The following is a 17,069-nucleotide window of genomic DNA, read 5'->3' as shown; positions in this document are numbered from 1 at the left end:
ACTCCTTTATCAATCATTTCCATTTTTACTCTTTACCCAACAACTGTAGGAAAAAAACGTCAAATTATCTGGCTCGTTACGATTTAGATAAGGAAGAGAAAAGAGCGGGAGTTTATGTTATACGATGCCTAAAAGCAATGATGCATACATAGAAAAAGCCGTCTTAAAAGATCAAGAATATGATCTTTTAAGACGGCTCGTTTTCCGAAACTAGTCTTTCTTTTTCTTGCTCGATTCCATCTCGTCATTGTTCTTTTGAAGACGACGACGTTCTTTTTTTAATAGTTGCTGTTCACGTTTAACACGCTCGCGATCGTTACGCAGTGCAAGACGTTCTTGGCGTAATCGTTCTCGGTTAACATTCAACGTTTCTTTTTCATTTCGTAGTTCCTTAAATAGCGAAACAATCATGAGGATGATAATAATCGCAAATGGAAACGCCCCGATAATGGATGCGGTTTGTAGCGCATCTAAACCTTCTTCACTTGTCACGAGGAGTACGCCAGCTGTACCAGCAATAATCAGACCCCAAATTAATTTTACCGCATTTGGAGGATTTAAATTACCACCGGTTGTTTGCATACCTAGTACAACAGTTGCTGAGTCCGCTGATGTTATAAAAAAGGATGCAATTAATAGAACGGTAATTAATGCAACAAAGAAGGTGAGTGGAAATTGTTCAAGTAAAGCAAATAAAGCCATTTCCGTGCCGCCTGCGTCCATTTGCTCATAAAGGCCGCCACCGCGATTTTCAAAGTAGATACTTGAACCACCGAATACGCTAAACCAAAATGCCCCAAAAAGTGAAGGCAATGCAATAACGCCAATGACGAATTCGCGGATGGTTCTTCCGCGGGAGACCCGCGCAATAAACGCCCCGACAAATGGTGACCAAGAAATCCACCAAGCCCAGTAGAATAATGTCCAGTCTTGTACCCAAGAAGACTCTGGGTCATAAACATCCATACTAAAGCTCATACCAAAGAAGTTTTGTACATAGCTTCCGATACCTTGTGTGAACACACCCATAATATAGCTAGTGGGTCCAAGTAGAAGTACAAAAGCCATCAGTAAAATGGCAAGACGTACATTCAGATTACTTAAGATTCGAATCCCTTTATCAATTCCAGTCATAGCCGATATTGAGAAGAGGATGGTTACAATGACAATCACGACAATTTGAAATAAATTGTAGTTGATATTTTCTAGAGATGGGAATAAATAAATAAGACCTGCTGTAATTTGTGCAGCTCCGAATCCTAAGGATGTAGCTGTTCCAAAGATCGTTGCAAAAACAACAAAAACGTCAATCGTTTTCCCGATTGGACCAGTTACACGGTGTCCAATTAGGGGGCGAAAGGTTGAACTAAAGAGTGCTGGTTCATCTTTTCGATATTGGAAATAAGCAAGGGTTAACGCGACAACAGCATAGATGGCCCAAGGGTGGATGCCCCAGTGAAAAATGGAATAGCGCATCGCTTCAGCTGCGGCTTGCTGTGTAGCTGGATCAGCAGAGGCAGGTGTGAAATAGTGAGATAATGGCTCTGCGGACCCCCAAAAGACAAGTCCAATTCCCATACCAGCAGTAAATAGAAATGCGAACCAAGTTAAATATGTATATTCTGGTTTCTCATCAGGTTTCCCTAAGCGGATACTGCCGAATGGGCTTACGATTAGGTAAATACCGACAGCTACATAGAACGTTGCTGAAAGTAAATAAAACCATCCAAGCTCAGTTGATATAAATCCTTGAATACTTTCGGTTACACTTAACATATTTTCTGGAAAAACAACACCCCAAAAAATGAATGCAAGTGCAACAATGACTGAAATATAAAATACGGACGTTGTTTGCTTCATAGTGATTGTCTACCTTTCCAAAGAAATTTCATTTTTAAGCAAGACAAAATCATAGCATACATTTTTTTAATGTGCCAGTAGCCTTGATTGTAACAACAATTATTAGTACCCTGTCACAGCTAGTCATAAACGCCTTTTTAGTATAAGAGAAGAAAATTATTTTATGCATTTGACGATTTGATGAAAATTTATCTTTCCCCTTTTTATGCTGTCGAAATAAGGAAGAAAATGTTACGATGGGACAAGATATTGTTGAGAGGGGTCCATGATATGAAGAAGTGGCTTTTGGTACCTGCTGTAAGTTTAATCGCACTTTCGGCTTGCGGTTCAAATGAGGAAGGCTCGACTGAAAATACCAATGCAGATGAGAATGAACAAGTAGAAGACAATGAAACAGTTGATGAAGTGCAAGAGGATGAAGAAGAAAACGAGGCTTTAGAAGAGCCTGAGAGTGAAGACGTTGAGGTTGTTTATGAGATTAATCCAACTATGTGGACAGTTGAACCGATGGAAGGAACTGAAGCAGACCCGGAAGTTGTCTTATTAACAATAGATGATGCACCAGACAAGCATGGAGTTGAAATGGCGGAAACGTTAAAAGAGTTAGATGCTCCAGCGATCTTTTTTGTAAACGGGCATTTTATTAATACAGACGAAAAAGCAGAGCAATTAGTGCAAATTCATGAGATGGGCTTTGAAATTGGGAATCATACGATGTCCCATCCTAATTTAGGTGAGATTTCAGAAGAGCAGCAAAGAGAAGAAATTGTTGGCTTAAATGATCGGATAGAAGAAATCATTGGAGAACGTCCAAGATTTTTTCGAGCACCATTTGGGGTGAATACCGATTATACAAAAGAGCTCGTTGAAGAAGAAGGCATGACGTTAATGAACTGGACGTATGGATATGATTGGGATAGTAACTATATGACTGCGGAATCGATTGCAGATATTATGGTGAATGCGCCAGAGCTAGGCAATGGTGGAAATCTATTAATGCATGACCGTGAGTGGACAAATGATGGTCTTGAAGAGATTGTGAATGGTTTACGTGATAAAGGGTATGGACTTGTTGATCCAGATCAATTGAAATGAAAAGAAAAGCTCTCACTACTCATGTAGTGGGAGCTTTTTAATAAAAAGAATAGATAAAAGCTAAATGATTGCTAGCGAATACATAAAAAAATTACAAACGGATTAAACAGTATGTCCTGATCAAAATAATGCCTAAAGGTTAAGTGTATGCGATTAAATCTATAAATATGTCAACATTTAAAAATAATTATGTCACACTAATTACCCCTTGACGACTATAATAATACATACTATTATAGAAATACGAAAACGTAAGCGATTACAAATTGCGAGGAGGATGTATGGTGGGAACATTTATTTGTCAAGTTTGCAGTCAGGCGTTGGGACACTTTGAGGGAGAGAAAGTGAGCCGTCTTTATTCTGTATCAAACTGTACGCACTGTGAATCCAAAACCGCAAAAGCTTCTTCTCAAAAATAAATAACAAAACAACGTAGCGCTTGCGCTACGTTGTTTTTTATTGAATAGCAGACTGTTCCTTAATAACCTTTAGAAAAGCAAGCGTTTGATCTTCCGGGCCTTGTACAGGTAAGCCTGCTTCCATATTTTCTTTTACGTACTCCAGATTTTCTTGCGTGATTAATTCTCCTGGACTAAGGATTGGAATCCCAGGTGGATAAACCATAATAAATTCCGCAATGATGCGCCCGGCTGATTGATCAAATGAAACAAATTCCGTTTGTGAATAAAATGCATCACGAGGTGAAATGGCGAGAGTTGGAATATCCGGAACTTTTACAGACAAGGAAATGGATTGTTTGTCTGTCTGTCGAAAAGACGCAGCAAGTTCGGTCATAGCTTTTATTAATAGATCAATTTTTGATTGATCATCGCCTAGCGTGATAATGCAGAGAATATTGTATAAATCGGACAGTTCTACTTCAATACCGTAACGGTCCCGTAACCACACTTCCGCTTCGTAGCCACTAATCGAGAGTTCATTTAAAGAAATGAACAGCTTAGTAGGATCATGGGCAAACGTAGCGGAGGACGTTAAACACTCTTCGCCAATGCAATGAAGTCCGTTTATTTCATTTAATTGTTTACGAGCAGAATGAGCTAAAGCAATGACTCGTTTAAGTTCTTTTTCGCCTTCTATTGCTAGATGCTTACGGGCAGCATCTAGTGAGGCAAGTAAGATATAAGATGTGGACGTGGTCGTTAACATGCTCATAATGGCAGTGGTATGATCAACTGAGACAAGTCCAGATTTTACATTTAAAACGGAGCTCTGTGTCAGAGACCCTCCAAGCTTATGAACACTCGTTGCTGCCATGTCAGCGCCTGATTCCATAGCACTGATAGGTAGTTGTTTGGAAAAATGAGTATGAACCCCATGTGCTTCGTCAACAAGAACTGGGATAGCAGCGGCATGAGCAATAGCTACAATTTCTTTTAAATCACATGTAAAACCATAATAGGTTGGATTTATAACGAGAACGGCTTTAGCGTCCGGGTGGGCTTCAATCGCCCGTTGAATGGATTCAGTCGTAACACCGTGAGCAATGCCATGAGTTCGATCGATTACTGGGTGAACGAAAATCGGAAGCGCTCCAGAAAAAATAATGGCAGACATAATGGATTTATGAACGTTACGGGGAACAATAATTTTGTCTCCTGGTTTGCATACGCTCATAATCATCGTCATAATCGCACCGCTTGTGCCTTGAACAGAAAAAAAGGTATAATCTGCACCGAAAGCATGAGCAGCGAGTTGCTGAGCTTCATGGATAAAGCCATGTGGATGATGAAGGTCATCAAGAGGTGCTATATTAATTAAATCAATTGACAACGCATTGTCACCTATAAATTCCCGATAGGAAGGGTCCATTCCCTGACCTTTTTTATGACCTGGAATGTGAAATGGCGTTGGGTTTTTACTTGCATATTGTTTAAGCCCTGTGAATAATGGCGTTTTTTGTTGATCAAGTTCCATGAAACGAACACCTCATTTCTTATGCACGTATGCGTTTCTGATTTACGCAAACAAGAAGAGTATAGCAAATGAATCCAGATTTGCCTATTAAAAATTGAAAGGGTGAGAAAGAATGAATATTCCAATTCGTTATGAATGGAGTCAGGAAGAAATTGTTGTAGTAGCGGAGTTTTTTGATCTCATTGCACAAACCCAAGAAAAGGGCGTAGATGCTCGTGTGCTCCAAAGTGCTTACCAAGCTTTTAAACGTGTCGTCCCGTCAAAAGCAGAAGAGAAACAGCTGTTTAAAGAAATAGATGAGCAATTAGGCTTATCTTGCTATAAGGTGGTAAAGCAGGCAAATGAGCAAGATGGGACCGTTCGAACTTGACCAACTTAGCTGGTTAACAGCATCTGTGCATGTACTTAATATGTAGTGCTTATTCGTTTCGCTAGAAGAAAAGACATCGGCTACTACTAAGCCGATGTCTTTTAAACGTGTCATCCTGACAAAACAAAGCGAAAGGGATCATTGAAGCGCTGTGTACGACAGCTTGTAGAGAGGAAGCAGTGTTTGTACTGTACTTTTCAGTTCATTCATAAGTGCTTCTCCATCTTGTACAAGGGGGTCAGTAGCAGAGAAGTGACGGCCGACAAGCCACTCTGCTTTTTTTACGTCTCGAAAACGCTCAAGTGAGGCGGTAAGGTCAAGAGTTTGAAATGGTTCAGCCTGTTTCTTTGTATGGTCAAGAGACACCATATAAGAATTGGGAACCGTCTCCTTAATGTCGTGTTCATTTTCAAGAAAGAGTTTTGCAATGTCTTGTTTACCTGGTAGTTCATAAATGTAAGCAAGCCAAACAAAGAGGTGATCGTCAAATAAACCTACTTGAAAATGAGGGTGCTTTTTGTAACCACGTTTATTTGCTGCAACCGCGAGCCAAGTGTCTTTTGGTGGATTTGTTGTCCGTCTTGCATGTTGAGCGATGTGCAAATGCATATCTTGATTAAGTAACGTTTCGATATACAAACGAAGTTCTTCACCGATAAGCTGAAATTTTGGCTGGATCGAAGAACGAATCGCTTCCATACGGGGTTCTAGCCCCTCTATTGTAAATGTTTTAAAATCTTCAGTAGAAAAACCGACTTTTGTCATGAGAAAGGCTCCTTTTATCATCTTTACCGTAAGCTTAGCGAATTTTTTCTGAAAGATCAATTGTTAGTGATTTTAAGAAATTACTAGTCGATACAGCCATTTTATGTTATAATATCTGAAAATTAAAAACATGTACCTTATGTACAAAAGGAGAGTCGCAGATGAAACAAGTTCTTCCGTCCTTTCATTCATTTGAACCTGAAAATCGTTTGTCCGTCTTGCGCCTTGAAATTGATTACCAATTAATGACATTGTATGATGCACTAGTGGCGGAAGATAGTGACAAGATTAATGATAGTAAAGCGTTATTAGATGAATATAGACAAGAATGGCTGAGTCTACAAAAATAGCAAAGAAAAAGTACAACACTGTACTTTTTCTTTTTTTGAAGGTGCAGAACTTTGTATTCAAATTTGTTTGTGCGATAATAGAGAGGAATGAAGCATGCAGGAGGTCGAGATGCAACCAACGTGGAAAGAAATTGAACAGCAAGCAAAAGAGTGGGTCGTGGAAGCAGGAGAGTCCATTAAAGAAGCATTAGAAGGATCTTTTCAAATTAATACAAAATCAAATCCTGATGATCTTGTAACAGATGTTGATAAATCGACAGAAGCATTTCTATATAACCAAATTAAACGTACATTTCCTAACCACCGTTTCCTAGGGGAAGAAGGGGTAAGTGAAGCCATTGAGGATTTAAAAGGAATCGTCTGGATTGTTGATCCCATTGACGGGACGATGAATTTTGTCCATCAGAAGCAAAACTTTGCCATTTCAATTGGCATATATGAAAACGGTATTGGCAAGATTGGAATCGTTTACGATGTCATGAAAGGTGAGTTATTTCACGCAATCGATAAAGAGGGTTTGTTTGTAGATGGGGTAAAATTGACTAAACAAACAGAGAGACCACTTCATGAGGCAATACTTGGCGTAAATTCAAACTGGCTTCTTGAAGATCGAGCATATCAACCGGAATTAGTGAGGATTGCTCAAAAATGTCGCGGTACAAGGTCCTACGGTTCAGCTGCCCTTGAAATGGCGTATGTTGCAGTTGATCGCATGGACGCTTACATAAGCTTTAATTTATCACCGTGGGATTATGCAGGTGGAGCGGTGCTGTTAAAAGAAGCAGGCTGTAAAGCGACTCGATTTAATAATGAAGAACTTTCGTTTCTAGAGAAAGGTACGGTAATCGCTGCAAAGAAACAATTGCATGAAACATTAGTTCAGCAGTTGCAGGAGGGATCGGAATGAAGGTAGGGTTTATTGGACTCGGTACGATGGGGCTACCGATGGCTAGACACCTCGTTGAAGCAGGGTATGAAACGTATGTTGTAAGTCGAAGTAGAGGTCCGATTGAAACAGCCGTTGCTTTTGGAGCGTTTGAAAAAGAAACCCCCAAATCATTAATAGAAACAGTTGACGTTGTTATGACTTGTTTACCAACACCTGATTCAATTAAAGACGTATATGATGGGGAAACAGGTTTGCTTGCCGGGGCTTCGAGAGGGAAAGTCATCATTGATCATTCCACTGTTAATCCTGCTACGAATGAGTGGTGCTATCAAGAAAGCGCAAAGAAAGGAACAGCTTTTGTGGATGCGCCAATTAGTGGAGGTCCAATGGGGGCAGAAGCTGGTACATTAACGATTATGTGTGGGTGTGATGAAGAAGTCTTTCCGGCAGTACAACCTGTTCTTGAAGCATTTGGTGAGTATATCATTCGGGTTGGTCAAATCGGAAGTGGAACAACGGTAAAGCTATTAAACAATATGTTAATTGGTGTACATCAGTCGGCTTTAGCAGAATGTTATGTAATGGCCGAAAAGGCAGGAGTAGACCCTGCTATTGCGTATGACGTCATCAAGCGAAGTGCTGGATTTTCAAAAAGTATGGATTGGGCCGTTGATGCAATTCTTGATCGAAACTTTGATGCCAGATTCTCGATTAATTTGTTAGATAAAGATATTAAGCTTGCTTTAGGATTAGCAGAAGAGCTTAATATGCCTCTTGATGTTGTGAAAGTAGGAGCGCAAAAAGTAGCTCATGCCAAAGAAAAATACGGGCATCAAGATGTGAGTGCAATTATTCGTCCTTTGGAAGAGGCAACGAATAGTATTGTAAAAAGACGAACAAAGGAGAACCATTAATGGCTCTCCTTTTTACATTTTAATTTTGGCTATTCACGTTTTTTTTTCTTAATCCAAATCCTAGTCCCATGGAGACAACGATTCCAACGATTGAGACAACAGCAATTAGAAGACTACGTTCTGCAACAGCGACGCCAATCCCCATAATACACAATACCGTTATAATGGATAGTGTTAGGAATATCACATTTTCTTTATTCAAAATCGTCTTACCCCCTCTATTCACTATTAAATAGTGTACCGCTTTCTTGCTACGAGGGAAAGGGTTACGTGTGACAAAATGGGAAACATTTTTTGGTGAAATACTGTTTTTGAAATAAAATAGGAACTGAAACAACTTTATGCTATACTTAGACAGTTGAACATCTCTATGGAGGAAATAAAGGAGAGAATAGAATGAATGTACGTGAAGATATAAGAAATATTGCGATTATCGCTCACGTTGACCACGGAAAAACAACCTTGGTTGACGAATTGTTAAAACAATCTGGAACATTCCAGCAGCACGAAACAGTGCAAGAGCGCGCGATGGATTCAAATGCTTTGGAAAAAGAGCGAGGCATTACCATTTTAGCAAAGAATACCGCGATCAACTACGCGGATAAGCGCATAAATATCATGGATACACCTGGTCACGCTGATTTTGGTGGTGAAGTAGAGCGTATCATGAAAATGGTTGACGGTGTATTGCTCGTCGTTGATGCGTATGAGGGCTGTATGCCTCAAACGCGCTTTGTTCTGAAAAAAGCGCTTGAGCAAAAGTTAACGCCTATTGTTGTTGTAAACAAAATTGACCGTCCGGCAGCAAGAGCAGCCGAGGTAGTTGATGAAGTGGTTGACTTATTTATTGATTTAGGTGCAGATGAAGATCAGCTTGATTTTCCAGTTGTATATGCATCAGCTATTAATGGAACGTCTTCTTTAACGCCTGATAAACAAGAAGACTCAATGAAAGATTTGTTTAATACTATTATTGAATCGATTCCTGCACCTGTTGATAATAGCGATGAGCCACTTCAATTCCAAATTACGTTACTAGATTACAACGACTATGTTGGTCGTATCGGAATTGGACGAATCTTTAGAGGAACGATGAAAGTCGGCGAGCAAGTTGCGTTGATGAAACTCGATGGTTCGGTTAAACACTTCCGTGTAACGAAATTATTTGGTTTCCTTGGTTTAAAGCGTGTTGAAATTGAAGAAGCAAAAGCAGGCGATCTTATCGCTGTTTCAGGAATGGAAGAAATTAATGTTGGTGAAACGGTTTGTCCGATTGATCATCAAGATGCTCTTCCTACCCTTAGAATTGATGAACCAACATTGCAAATGACCTTTTTAGTAAATAACTCACCTTTTGCTGGAAGAGAAGGGAAATTCGTGACGAGCCGTAAGCTAGAAGAACGTCTGAAATCTGAATTAGAGACGGATGTGAGCCTACGTGTGGAAGACACAGATTCACCAGATGTATGGGTAGTTTCTGGTCGTGGCGAACTTCACTTATCCATCCTTATTGAAAATATGCGTCGTGAAGGTTACGAGCTTCAAGTGTCTAAACCAGAAGTCATTATTCGTGACATTGATGGGGTTCGAAGTGAGCCTGTTGAACGTGTACAAATTGATGTACCAGAAGAGTATCAAGGTGCGGTTATGCAATCAATTGGTGAGCGTAAAGGTGAACTTGTTAACATGACAAACACTGGAACGGGACAAGTTCGATTGGACTTCTTAGTTCCTGCTCGTGGATTAATCGGTTATACAACTGAATTCTTAACACAAACACGTGGCTACGGCATTATTAACCACTCTTTTGATTCGTACCAACCAATGGTTGCGGGTCACGTTGGTGGTCGTCGTCAAGGTGTGCTTGTGTCAATGGAAACAGGGAAAGCAACCCAATACGGTATTATGGGTGTTGAAGATCGTGGAACGATTTTCCTTGATGCCGGTACAGAAATTTACGAAGGTATGATTGTTGGTGAGCATACCCGTGAAAATGATTTGACTGTTAATATTACAAAAATGAAGCAACAAACAAACGTTCGTTCGGCGACGAAAGATCAGACCGTTACAATGAAACGTCCAAGAATATTAACCCTTGAAGAAGCATTGGAATATTTAAATGACGATGAGTATTGTGAAATGACACCTGAATCGATTCGCTTACGGAAGAAAATTTTGGTTAAATCAGAGCGTGAAAGAGAAGAAAAACGTCGTAAGCTAGCTTCGAAATCTTAAGATGAACGAAGGGGGCCAGGATTATGCGAAACGGTGAAGAGATGGTACCTGTTGAAAACCTATCTTGGCTTATGCAGGCTACTTATGAGCAACCGTGGATTGGCTTTGTCGCATTTATCGCTACGACGTTGCTCACAGTTCTCGTTTTCAATTTAGGGTTTGCACGAAAATTACCTGTTCTCAAAATGATTGTTGTCTATGTGATGCTGATCATTGGAAGCTTTGGATTATGGTTTCTGGAATTTGTGTTTGGGGCGCCGATTATGGCCGTTTTAGCTATTTCAGCACTCGTGCTAGGGATTTATCGATTTCGGTTGTTTATGCACCGAAAAGAAAAAGCAAGATCGGAAGAAAATGGAGGGAGCGTTGGTTAAGGCCAATCGCTCTCTTCTTTTTGTGTATGTGGAACGGAGAAACTGCCAGTCGCTTTACGTTCATCTGTACGTTTTGCAATTCGTTGTTGACAGCTGCTACACATGTACGTGTGAATTGGTCGGTTTCGTAGTTTCTTGGCGATAACGCTATAGTCATCAATATCTTCAATACAGTCGCATATAACGCATTGTACTTTCATTTTGTCGTCTTAAAGACGTACACCTCACTTTACCCATATGGTATATCTAGTGTATCGAATAATAGAGCAAAAAGAAACTCCTATAATAATCAATAATCCTTCGTCTAAGTTGTGCGCTTTTTTCATACGATTAAGAAGAGAGGAAGCTTGCTTCTACTGAAAGGCAAATTCTTAACGCACTTACTTAGGAGGCGTTTTTTTGACTAATGCCAAGAAAATGTATGTTCTTGATACAAATGTATTGTTACAAGATCCTTATTCGATCTATCAGTTTCAGCCGCACGAAGTTATTATTCCAGCAATTGTTCTTGAAGAAGTCGATTCTAAAAAGAAAAATATGGATGAAGTGGGCCGGAATGCACGAATGATTGCTCGTATTATTGACCAATTAAGAGAAGGCGGAAAGCTTCATAAAGGAGTGCAGCTACACGAAGGAGGTACCGTTCGGGTTGAACTAAATCATCGTTCCTTTCAACATTTAAAGCATGTCTTTGCGGATATGACAAATGATAACCGTATTATTGCGGTTGCGCTTAATTTGCAAAATGAAGAAAAGGAAAAAGCGAACGGACGAGATGTCGTGCTTGTAAGTAAAGATGCTCTTGTACGGGTAAAAGCGGATTCTTTTGATTTGTTGACGGAAGATTTTCTGAATGATCGAGTTATTGAAAGTGACGAAGGCTATAGCGGCTATAAGGATTGCTATACAAATCAAGAAGTCATTACTGCTTTTTATAAAAACGGTGAAATTGCAGTGGATGAATTGGAGGTAGATCATCTCTACCCAAATCAGTTTGTCATTTTAAAGGATTATTCTCAAGCTTCGAGTTCCGCGATTGGTAGAGTCGATTTACTTGGTAAAAAAATCAAACCGTTAATCGGTGAGTATGAACATATATGGGGGATAAAGCCACGAAATGCACAGCAAAAAATGGCCTTTGAACTCTTGCTTCGGAATGACTTACCGCTTGTCACGTTAGTAGGAAAAGCGGGTACAGGTAAAACGTTGCTGTCACTGGCAGCCGGGCTATTACAAACGGAAGACTTACATCTTTATAAAAAACTAGTTGTTGCAAGACCTATTGTACCCCTTGGTAAAGATATCGGCTATTTACCAGGAGAAAAAGAAGAGAAGTTAAAACCATGGATGCAACCAATTTACGACAATCTGGAGTTTTTGTTTGATACGAAAAAGCCTGGAGAGCTTGATCGAATCCTTGCTGGCCTTGGTTCCATCCAAGTGGAAGCATTAACGTATATTAGAGGGAGAAGCATACCCGATCAATATATCATTATTGATGAAGCGCAGAATCTAACAAAACATGAGGTGAAAACAATACTGACTCGTGTTGGTGAACGAAGCAAGGTTGTATTAATGGGAGATCCTCAGCAAATTGATCATCCGTATCTTGATGAATATACAAATGGGTTAACGTACGCAGTGGAAACGTTTAAAAATGAAGCGCTGAGCGGCCATATCAAGTTAATAAAAGGGGAACGCTCAGCGCTTGCGCAGCTTGCAGCCGATTTACTTTAAACGAATGACAGCTGCTTTACTCGTTTAATCGCTGTCTGACTTACACCGTCAGCTACATAAAGGTGTACAGGTCCATCTTTATGTAGAGGCTTGCCATTATCAGAGAATGCAGCAATTAAATAATCGGCTTTCTCTATTGGAAGTGTCACGTGTTGATTTTCCGTTGTTTCAACGATAATGGATTGAACATCCTCGTAGGGAGCGGCATTACGGATGAACGAGCGTAAAGGCATTCCGAAAGAACCGTTTATTAGCTCTTGGCGGTTATATTTAATACGGTTCGAATCTCGATTCGGATTAGGCGGCTCGGATCCTTCAAGCATTTCTTTATCAAATTGTTGAGAGATCTTTTGCGTATAATGAATTAAATCATTCTCTTGTTCTAGCTGCATATCTGATTCAAAGAACGTTGTTAAATCAATCTTTCGTTCGTCAAAAATCCAAACGGTAGGATCAATTGTAAGTGGCTTCTTTACTTTACCAGAAATGAAAAATACAAATTCTTGCATGAAATCCCTCCAAAACTATGTACGATAGAGAAAAGTATACGCCTTCATTTAACATTTGTCACGATTGGAAACTTATCTGTACAATGAAAATGATTGCAATTTCCGTCAAATATCTATACTATGGGAAGTAGGATATGAACTCAGACGAGGAGGGGATAATTTGACGTTACATGCTGTGACAAGCCAAAGTGAAAAAGCATATAGTTTACTTCAAGAGGATGCGGAAAAAATCCGTCAGCTAATTGAGGTTCAGCTTGAAAACTTGACAATGCCGCAATGCCCCCTCTACGAAGAGGTTTTAGATACAAGAATGTTTGGTTTATCAAGAGAAATTGATTTTGCCATTCGACTTGGGCTTGTTGAAGAAGAAAAAGGGAAGGGAATCTTGAGTGAGTTAGAACGAAAACTAGCTTTACTTCATGATTCTTCTCTAAAGTAACATAAAACCGGGACGCACATGCGCCCGGTTTTTCTGAAATCAATTTTGTGCATATTAGTTGCGAAATTTAGAGAAATCAGTCAAAGTTAAGAGAAAAAACGGAGAGAGGGAATAGGGAGATGAATGGATTACATACAATTAAGAAAGTTCTTGTAGCAAACCGTGGAGAAATCGCCATTCGAATTTTTCGGGCATGCTCAGAATTAAACATTCGCACGGTTGCCATTTATTCGAAAGAAGATACAGGAGCTTTTCATCGCTACAAAGCAGATGAAGCGTATTTAGTTGGTAAAGGAAAAAAACCAATTGATGCATACTTAGATATTGAAGATATTATTGCGACAGCGAAAGCAAATGATGTCGATGCCATTCATCCAGGCTATGGCTTTTTGTCAGAGAATATTGAATTCGCCAGACGTTGTAAAGAAGAAGGCATTTTATTCGTTGGTCCAGAGCTTGAACATTTAGAGATGTTTGGTGACAAGATTCAAGCCAGAGAACAAGCTCTTAAAGCTGGCTTACCTGTTATTCCTGGTAGCGATGGACCGGTTAATGATTTAAATGAAGTGAAAGCTTTTGCAGCAGAACATGGCTATCCGTTTATTATTAAAGCCTCTTTAGGAGGCGGTGGACGAGGAATGAGGATTGTTCGCGCTGAAGAAGAATTAAAAGAAGCATATGATCGGGCTAAATCAGAAGCGAAATCTGCTTTCGGGAACGACGAAGTATATGTAGAGAAGTTTGTCGAGCGCCCTAAACATATTGAAGTTCAAATTTTAGCGGACAAGCATGGCAATATTGTTCATTTACATGAAAGAGATTGTTCAGTACAACGCCGACATCAAAAAGTAGTGGAGATCGCACCGAGTGTGTCGTTAACGGATGAAGTACGAAATAATATTTGCCAAGCGGCGGTTCAGCTGATGGAAAATATACAGTATGTGAATGCTGGAACGGTAGAATTCCTTGTGACAGATGATGGGGCGTTTTACTTCATTGAAGTAAATCCTCGTGTACAAGTTGAGCATACCATTACGGAAATGGTAACTGGAATTGATATTGTACAATCTCAACTGAAGATAACAGCAGGTTACAAATTGCATGAAAAAGAGATAAACATTCCGGCTCAGAAAGATATTCATCTCTTCGGATATGCGATACAGTCACGTGTGACAACAGAAGACCCAGCTAATGGCTTTATGCCAGATACAGGGCGGATTAATGCGTATCGTTCTAGTGGTGGTTTTGGTGTACGTCTAGATGCAGGAAATGGCTTCCAAGGTGCGGTCATTAGTCCTCACTATGATTCCCTACTTGTAAAAGTGTCTACGTGGGCATTGACGTTTGAAGATGCGGCATTAAAAATGGTGCGTAATCTTCGTGAATTCCGTATCCGAGGTATTAAAACGAATATTGCCTTTTTAGAGAATGTTGTGACCCATAAGAAGTTTTTAAATGGGGAATATAATACAGGCTTTATTGATCAAACGCCAGAATTATTTGTGTTTCCAAAGGTCAAAGACCGAGGAACGAAAATGCTATCTTTTATTGGAGAAACAGTTGTGAACGGGTATCCGGGCTTACAAAAAGGAGAGAAGCCGCTCTTTGATGCGCCAGTCTTGCCTGCCTATAATCGTCTAGAAGAAGTGAAGCCAGGAACGAAACAACTATTGGATGAAAAAGGGCCTGAAGGGTTGATTAAGTGGGTTAATGAACAGAAAGACGTTCTATTAACGGATACAACATTCCGAGATGCACATCAATCTTTACTTGCTACTCGGGTGCGAACACATGACTTGAAAAAAGTTGCGGAGCCAACAGCCCATCTATTGCCTGATTTATTTTCACTTGAAATGTGGGGCGGTGCCACTTTTGATGTAGCGATGCGCTTCTTACACGAAAATCCTTGGGAGCGGCTGCTCGTTTTACGGGAAAAAGCACCAAACATTTTATTCCAGATGTTGCTACGTGCTTCTAATGCAGTTGGGTACACTAGCTATCCAGATAATGTTGTTTATGATTTTGTTCAAAAGTCAGCTGAAGCAGGAATTGACGTATTTCGAATCTTTGATAGCTTGAACTGGGTTGAAGCAATGAAGCCAGCTATTGAAGCAGTTCGTGAAAGTGGTAAAGTCGCAGAAGTAGCCGTTTGTTACACAGGAGATATTTTAGACAAAAATAAAACAAAATACGATTTACCTTACTACAAAAAGATGGCGAAAGAACTAGAAGCATCTGGTGCCCATATTTTAGCGATTAAAGATATGGCAGGATTGTTAAAACCAGAAGCAGCGTATCAGCTTGTCAGTGAGTTAAAAGGGACCATTGATATTCCCATTCATTTGCATATGCACGATACAAGCGGCAACGGTGTGTTTTCTTATGCACGCGCTGTAGAAGCTGGTGTTGACATTGTTGACGTTGCTGTTAGTTCAATGGCTGGATTGACGTCACAACCAAGTGCAAACAGCCTGTATTATGCGCTCGCGGGAACCGATCGTCAGCCGAAAATGAATATTGAGACATACGAGAAGCTTGATCAGTTCTGGTATGATACACGGAAGTTTTATAGTGGGTTTGAAAGCGGCATGAATGCACCACATACAGAAGTGTACGAACACGAAATGCCTGGTGGTCAATACAGTAACCTACAGCAGCAAGCAAAAGCGGTTGGTTTGTATGAGAAATGGAATGAAGTGAAGAAAATGTACCGCACAGTCAATGACATGTTCGGAGACATTGTGAAAGTAACACCTTCTTCTAAGGTTGTAGGAGACATGGCGCTTTATATGGTACAAAATGAGTTGACGGAAGAAGATCTTTATGAAAAAGGGTCAAGCTTAGATTTTCCTGATTCAGTAGTTGAGTTCTTCCAAGGGCAGCTTGGTAAACCATATCAAGGTTTTCCACAGGAACTTCAACGTATTATACTAAAAGGGAAAACCCCAATTGAAGGTCGTCCTGGTGCAGCCCTTGAGCCTGTTGATTTTAAAGAAGTTGGCGAGCAACTATTTAAAGAGCTTGATCGTCAAGTGACAAGTCATGATGTTCTGTCTTATTTACTGTATCCAAAAGTGTTCAAAGAATATGAAGAGTTTAGTGAACGCTTTGGTGACGTATCTGTTCTTGATACACCAACATTCTTTTACGGGTTGCATCTCGGAGAAGAGGTAGAGATTGAAATCGAACAAGGGAAAACGTTAATTGTAAAATTAATCTCCATTTCTGACCCACAGCGAGATGGTACAAGAATTGTTTATTTTGAATTAAATGGTCAGCCTCGTGAAGTGAACATTTTAGATTTAGATATTAAGTCAGATGCAGTATTACGGCCAAAGGCTGAGAAAAACAATTTAAATCATATTGGTGCATCGATGCCTGGCACCGTTGTAAAAGCACTCGTTTCTGAAGGTGATGAAGTGAAAAAAGGTGATCACCTTATGATTACCGAAGCGATGAAAATGGAAACAACGGTTCAAGCTGCAAAAAATGGAGTTGTGACTAAAATTCATGCAAGAGACGGAGAAGCCATTTCCACTGGTGATCTATTAATCGAAATAGAGTAATCATACCATGAAAAAAAGCCGCCTAAGGGCG

At 39.9% G+C, this 17,069-nt stretch carries 17 protein-coding genes; 11 read left to right on the top strand and 6 right to left on the bottom strand.

Annotated elements, in window-relative coordinates:
- Window positions 1-210: 210 nt before the first annotated feature.
- Window positions 211-1,860, bottom strand: a complete 1,650-nt coding sequence (locus tag PQ477_RS20850; protein WP_144559228.1) for a glycine betaine uptake BCCT transporter — start codon at window positions 1,858-1,860, stop codon at window positions 211-213.
- A gap of 270 nt (window positions 1,861-2,130) precedes the next feature.
- Between PQ477_RS20850 and PQ477_RS20845 the strand changes: the two genes are divergently transcribed.
- Window positions 2,131-2,955 carry a polysaccharide deacetylase family protein gene (locus PQ477_RS20845; protein ID WP_035398507.1) on the top strand — a complete coding sequence of 275 codons (825 nt, stop codon included), beginning with the start codon at window positions 2,131-2,133 and terminating at the stop codon, window positions 2,953-2,955.
- Between the two features lie 281 nt (window positions 2,956-3,236).
- Window positions 3,237-3,374, top strand: a complete 138-nt coding sequence (locus PQ477_RS20840) for a GapA-binding peptide SR1P (protein ID WP_412766065.1) — start codon at window positions 3,237-3,239, stop codon at window positions 3,372-3,374.
- A 37-nt stretch (window positions 3,375-3,411) separates the two neighbouring features.
- Here PQ477_RS20840 and PQ477_RS20835 read toward each other — a convergent pair whose 3' ends face one another.
- On the bottom strand, window positions 3,412-4,890 hold the full coding sequence (locus tag PQ477_RS20835; RefSeq protein WP_274272788.1) for an aminotransferase class I/II-fold pyridoxal phosphate-dependent enzyme: 1,479 nt from the start codon (window positions 4,888-4,890) through the stop codon (window positions 3,412-3,414).
- Between the two features lie 112 nt (window positions 4,891-5,002).
- On the opposite strand from PQ477_RS20835, the gene PQ477_RS20830 reads away from it, so the two are divergent.
- Window positions 5,003-5,260, top strand: a complete 258-nt coding sequence (locus PQ477_RS20830) for a UPF0223 family protein (RefSeq protein WP_035398505.1) — start codon at window positions 5,003-5,005, stop codon at window positions 5,258-5,260.
- Window positions 5,261-5,398: 138 nt separating this feature from the next.
- Here PQ477_RS20830 and PQ477_RS20825 read toward each other — a convergent pair whose 3' ends face one another.
- The gene (locus tag PQ477_RS20825) at window positions 5,399-6,025 is read right to left on the bottom strand and encodes a DUF1054 domain-containing protein (RefSeq protein WP_035398502.1); all 627 of its coding nucleotides are present in this window, start codon (window positions 6,023-6,025) and stop codon (window positions 5,399-5,401) included.
- Window positions 6,026-6,186: 161 nt separating this feature from the next.
- On the opposite strand from PQ477_RS20825, the gene PQ477_RS20820 reads away from it, so the two are divergent.
- The 3 genes from PQ477_RS20820 to PQ477_RS20810 all read left to right on the top strand — a co-directional run bounded on the left by PQ477_RS20820 (window position 6,187) and on the right by PQ477_RS20810 (window position 8,178).
- Entirely contained in the window at window positions 6,187-6,375 is a 189-nt protein-coding gene (locus tag PQ477_RS20820) for a YkzI domain-containing protein (protein WP_035398500.1), read from the top strand.
- A gap of 109 nt (window positions 6,376-6,484) precedes the next feature.
- Window positions 6,485-7,282, top strand: coding sequence for an inositol monophosphatase family protein (locus PQ477_RS20815; RefSeq protein ID WP_060703932.1), 798 nt, complete (start codon window positions 6,485-6,487; stop codon window positions 7,280-7,282).
- Complete coding sequence (locus PQ477_RS20810; RefSeq protein ID WP_035398498.1) at window positions 7,279-8,178, top strand: NAD(P)-dependent oxidoreductase; 900 nt, start codon at window positions 7,279-7,281, stop codon at window positions 8,176-8,178. The genes PQ477_RS20815 and PQ477_RS20810 overlap by 4 nt, the downstream gene beginning before the upstream one ends.
- A gap of 19 nt (window positions 8,179-8,197) precedes the next feature.
- Here the strand turns inward: PQ477_RS20810 and PQ477_RS20805 are convergent, their stop codons facing one another.
- Complete coding sequence (locus PQ477_RS20805) at window positions 8,198-8,380, bottom strand: DUF5325 family protein (protein ID WP_038481064.1); 183 nt, start codon at window positions 8,378-8,380, stop codon at window positions 8,198-8,200.
- A 194-nt stretch (window positions 8,381-8,574) separates the two neighbouring features.
- Between PQ477_RS20805 and typA the strand changes: the two genes are divergently transcribed.
- Both typA and PQ477_RS20795 read left to right on the top strand, forming a co-directional pair.
- Window positions 8,575-10,413, top strand: a complete 1,839-nt coding sequence (gene typA / locus PQ477_RS20800; protein ID WP_035398496.1) for a translational GTPase TypA — start codon at window positions 8,575-8,577, stop codon at window positions 10,411-10,413.
- Window positions 10,414-10,436: 23 nt separating this feature from the next.
- Complete coding sequence (locus PQ477_RS20795) at window positions 10,437-10,787, top strand: YlaH-like family protein (RefSeq protein ID WP_038481058.1); 351 nt, start codon at window positions 10,437-10,439, stop codon at window positions 10,785-10,787.
- Here the strand turns inward: PQ477_RS20795 and PQ477_RS20790 are convergent.
- Entirely contained in the window at window positions 10,784-10,987 is a 204-nt protein-coding gene (locus PQ477_RS20790; RefSeq protein WP_060703933.1) for a YlaI family protein, read from the bottom strand. The two genes, PQ477_RS20795 and PQ477_RS20790, sit on opposite strands and share 4 nt — an antisense overlap.
- A 217-nt stretch (window positions 10,988-11,204) precedes the next feature.
- Here PQ477_RS20790 and PQ477_RS20785 point away from each other — a divergent pair, with 217 nt between their 5' ends.
- The gene (locus PQ477_RS20785) at window positions 11,205-12,524 is read left to right on the top strand and encodes a PhoH family protein (RefSeq protein ID WP_035398512.1); all 1,320 of its coding nucleotides are present in this window, start codon (window positions 11,205-11,207) and stop codon (window positions 12,522-12,524) included.
- Here the strand turns inward: PQ477_RS20785 and PQ477_RS20780 are convergent.
- On the bottom strand, window positions 12,521-13,033 hold the full coding sequence (locus tag PQ477_RS20780; protein ID WP_035398493.1) for a hypothetical protein: 513 nt from the start codon (window positions 13,031-13,033) through the stop codon (window positions 12,521-12,523). The genes PQ477_RS20785 and PQ477_RS20780 overlap by 4 nt on opposite strands.
- A gap of 160 nt (window positions 13,034-13,193) precedes the next feature.
- On the opposite strand from PQ477_RS20780, the gene PQ477_RS20775 reads away from it, so the two are divergent.
- A complete protein-coding gene (locus PQ477_RS20775; protein WP_035398491.1) occupies window positions 13,194-13,472 on the top strand; it encodes an Fpa/YlaN family protein in 279 nt (92 codons plus the stop codon).
- Window positions 13,473-13,591: 119 nt separating this feature from the next.
- Window positions 13,592-17,038, top strand: a complete 3,447-nt coding sequence (gene pyc, locus PQ477_RS20770; RefSeq protein ID WP_144559224.1) for a pyruvate carboxylase — start codon at window positions 13,592-13,594, stop codon at window positions 17,036-17,038.
- Window positions 17,039-17,069: the final 31 nt, after the last annotated feature.

This window comes from Shouchella hunanensis, from assembly GCF_028735875.1.
Classification (GTDB): Bacteria; Bacillota; Bacilli; order Bacillales; family Bacillaceae_D; genus Shouchella; species Shouchella hunanensis.
This window is presented reverse-complemented; position numbering and strand designations above follow the sequence as displayed.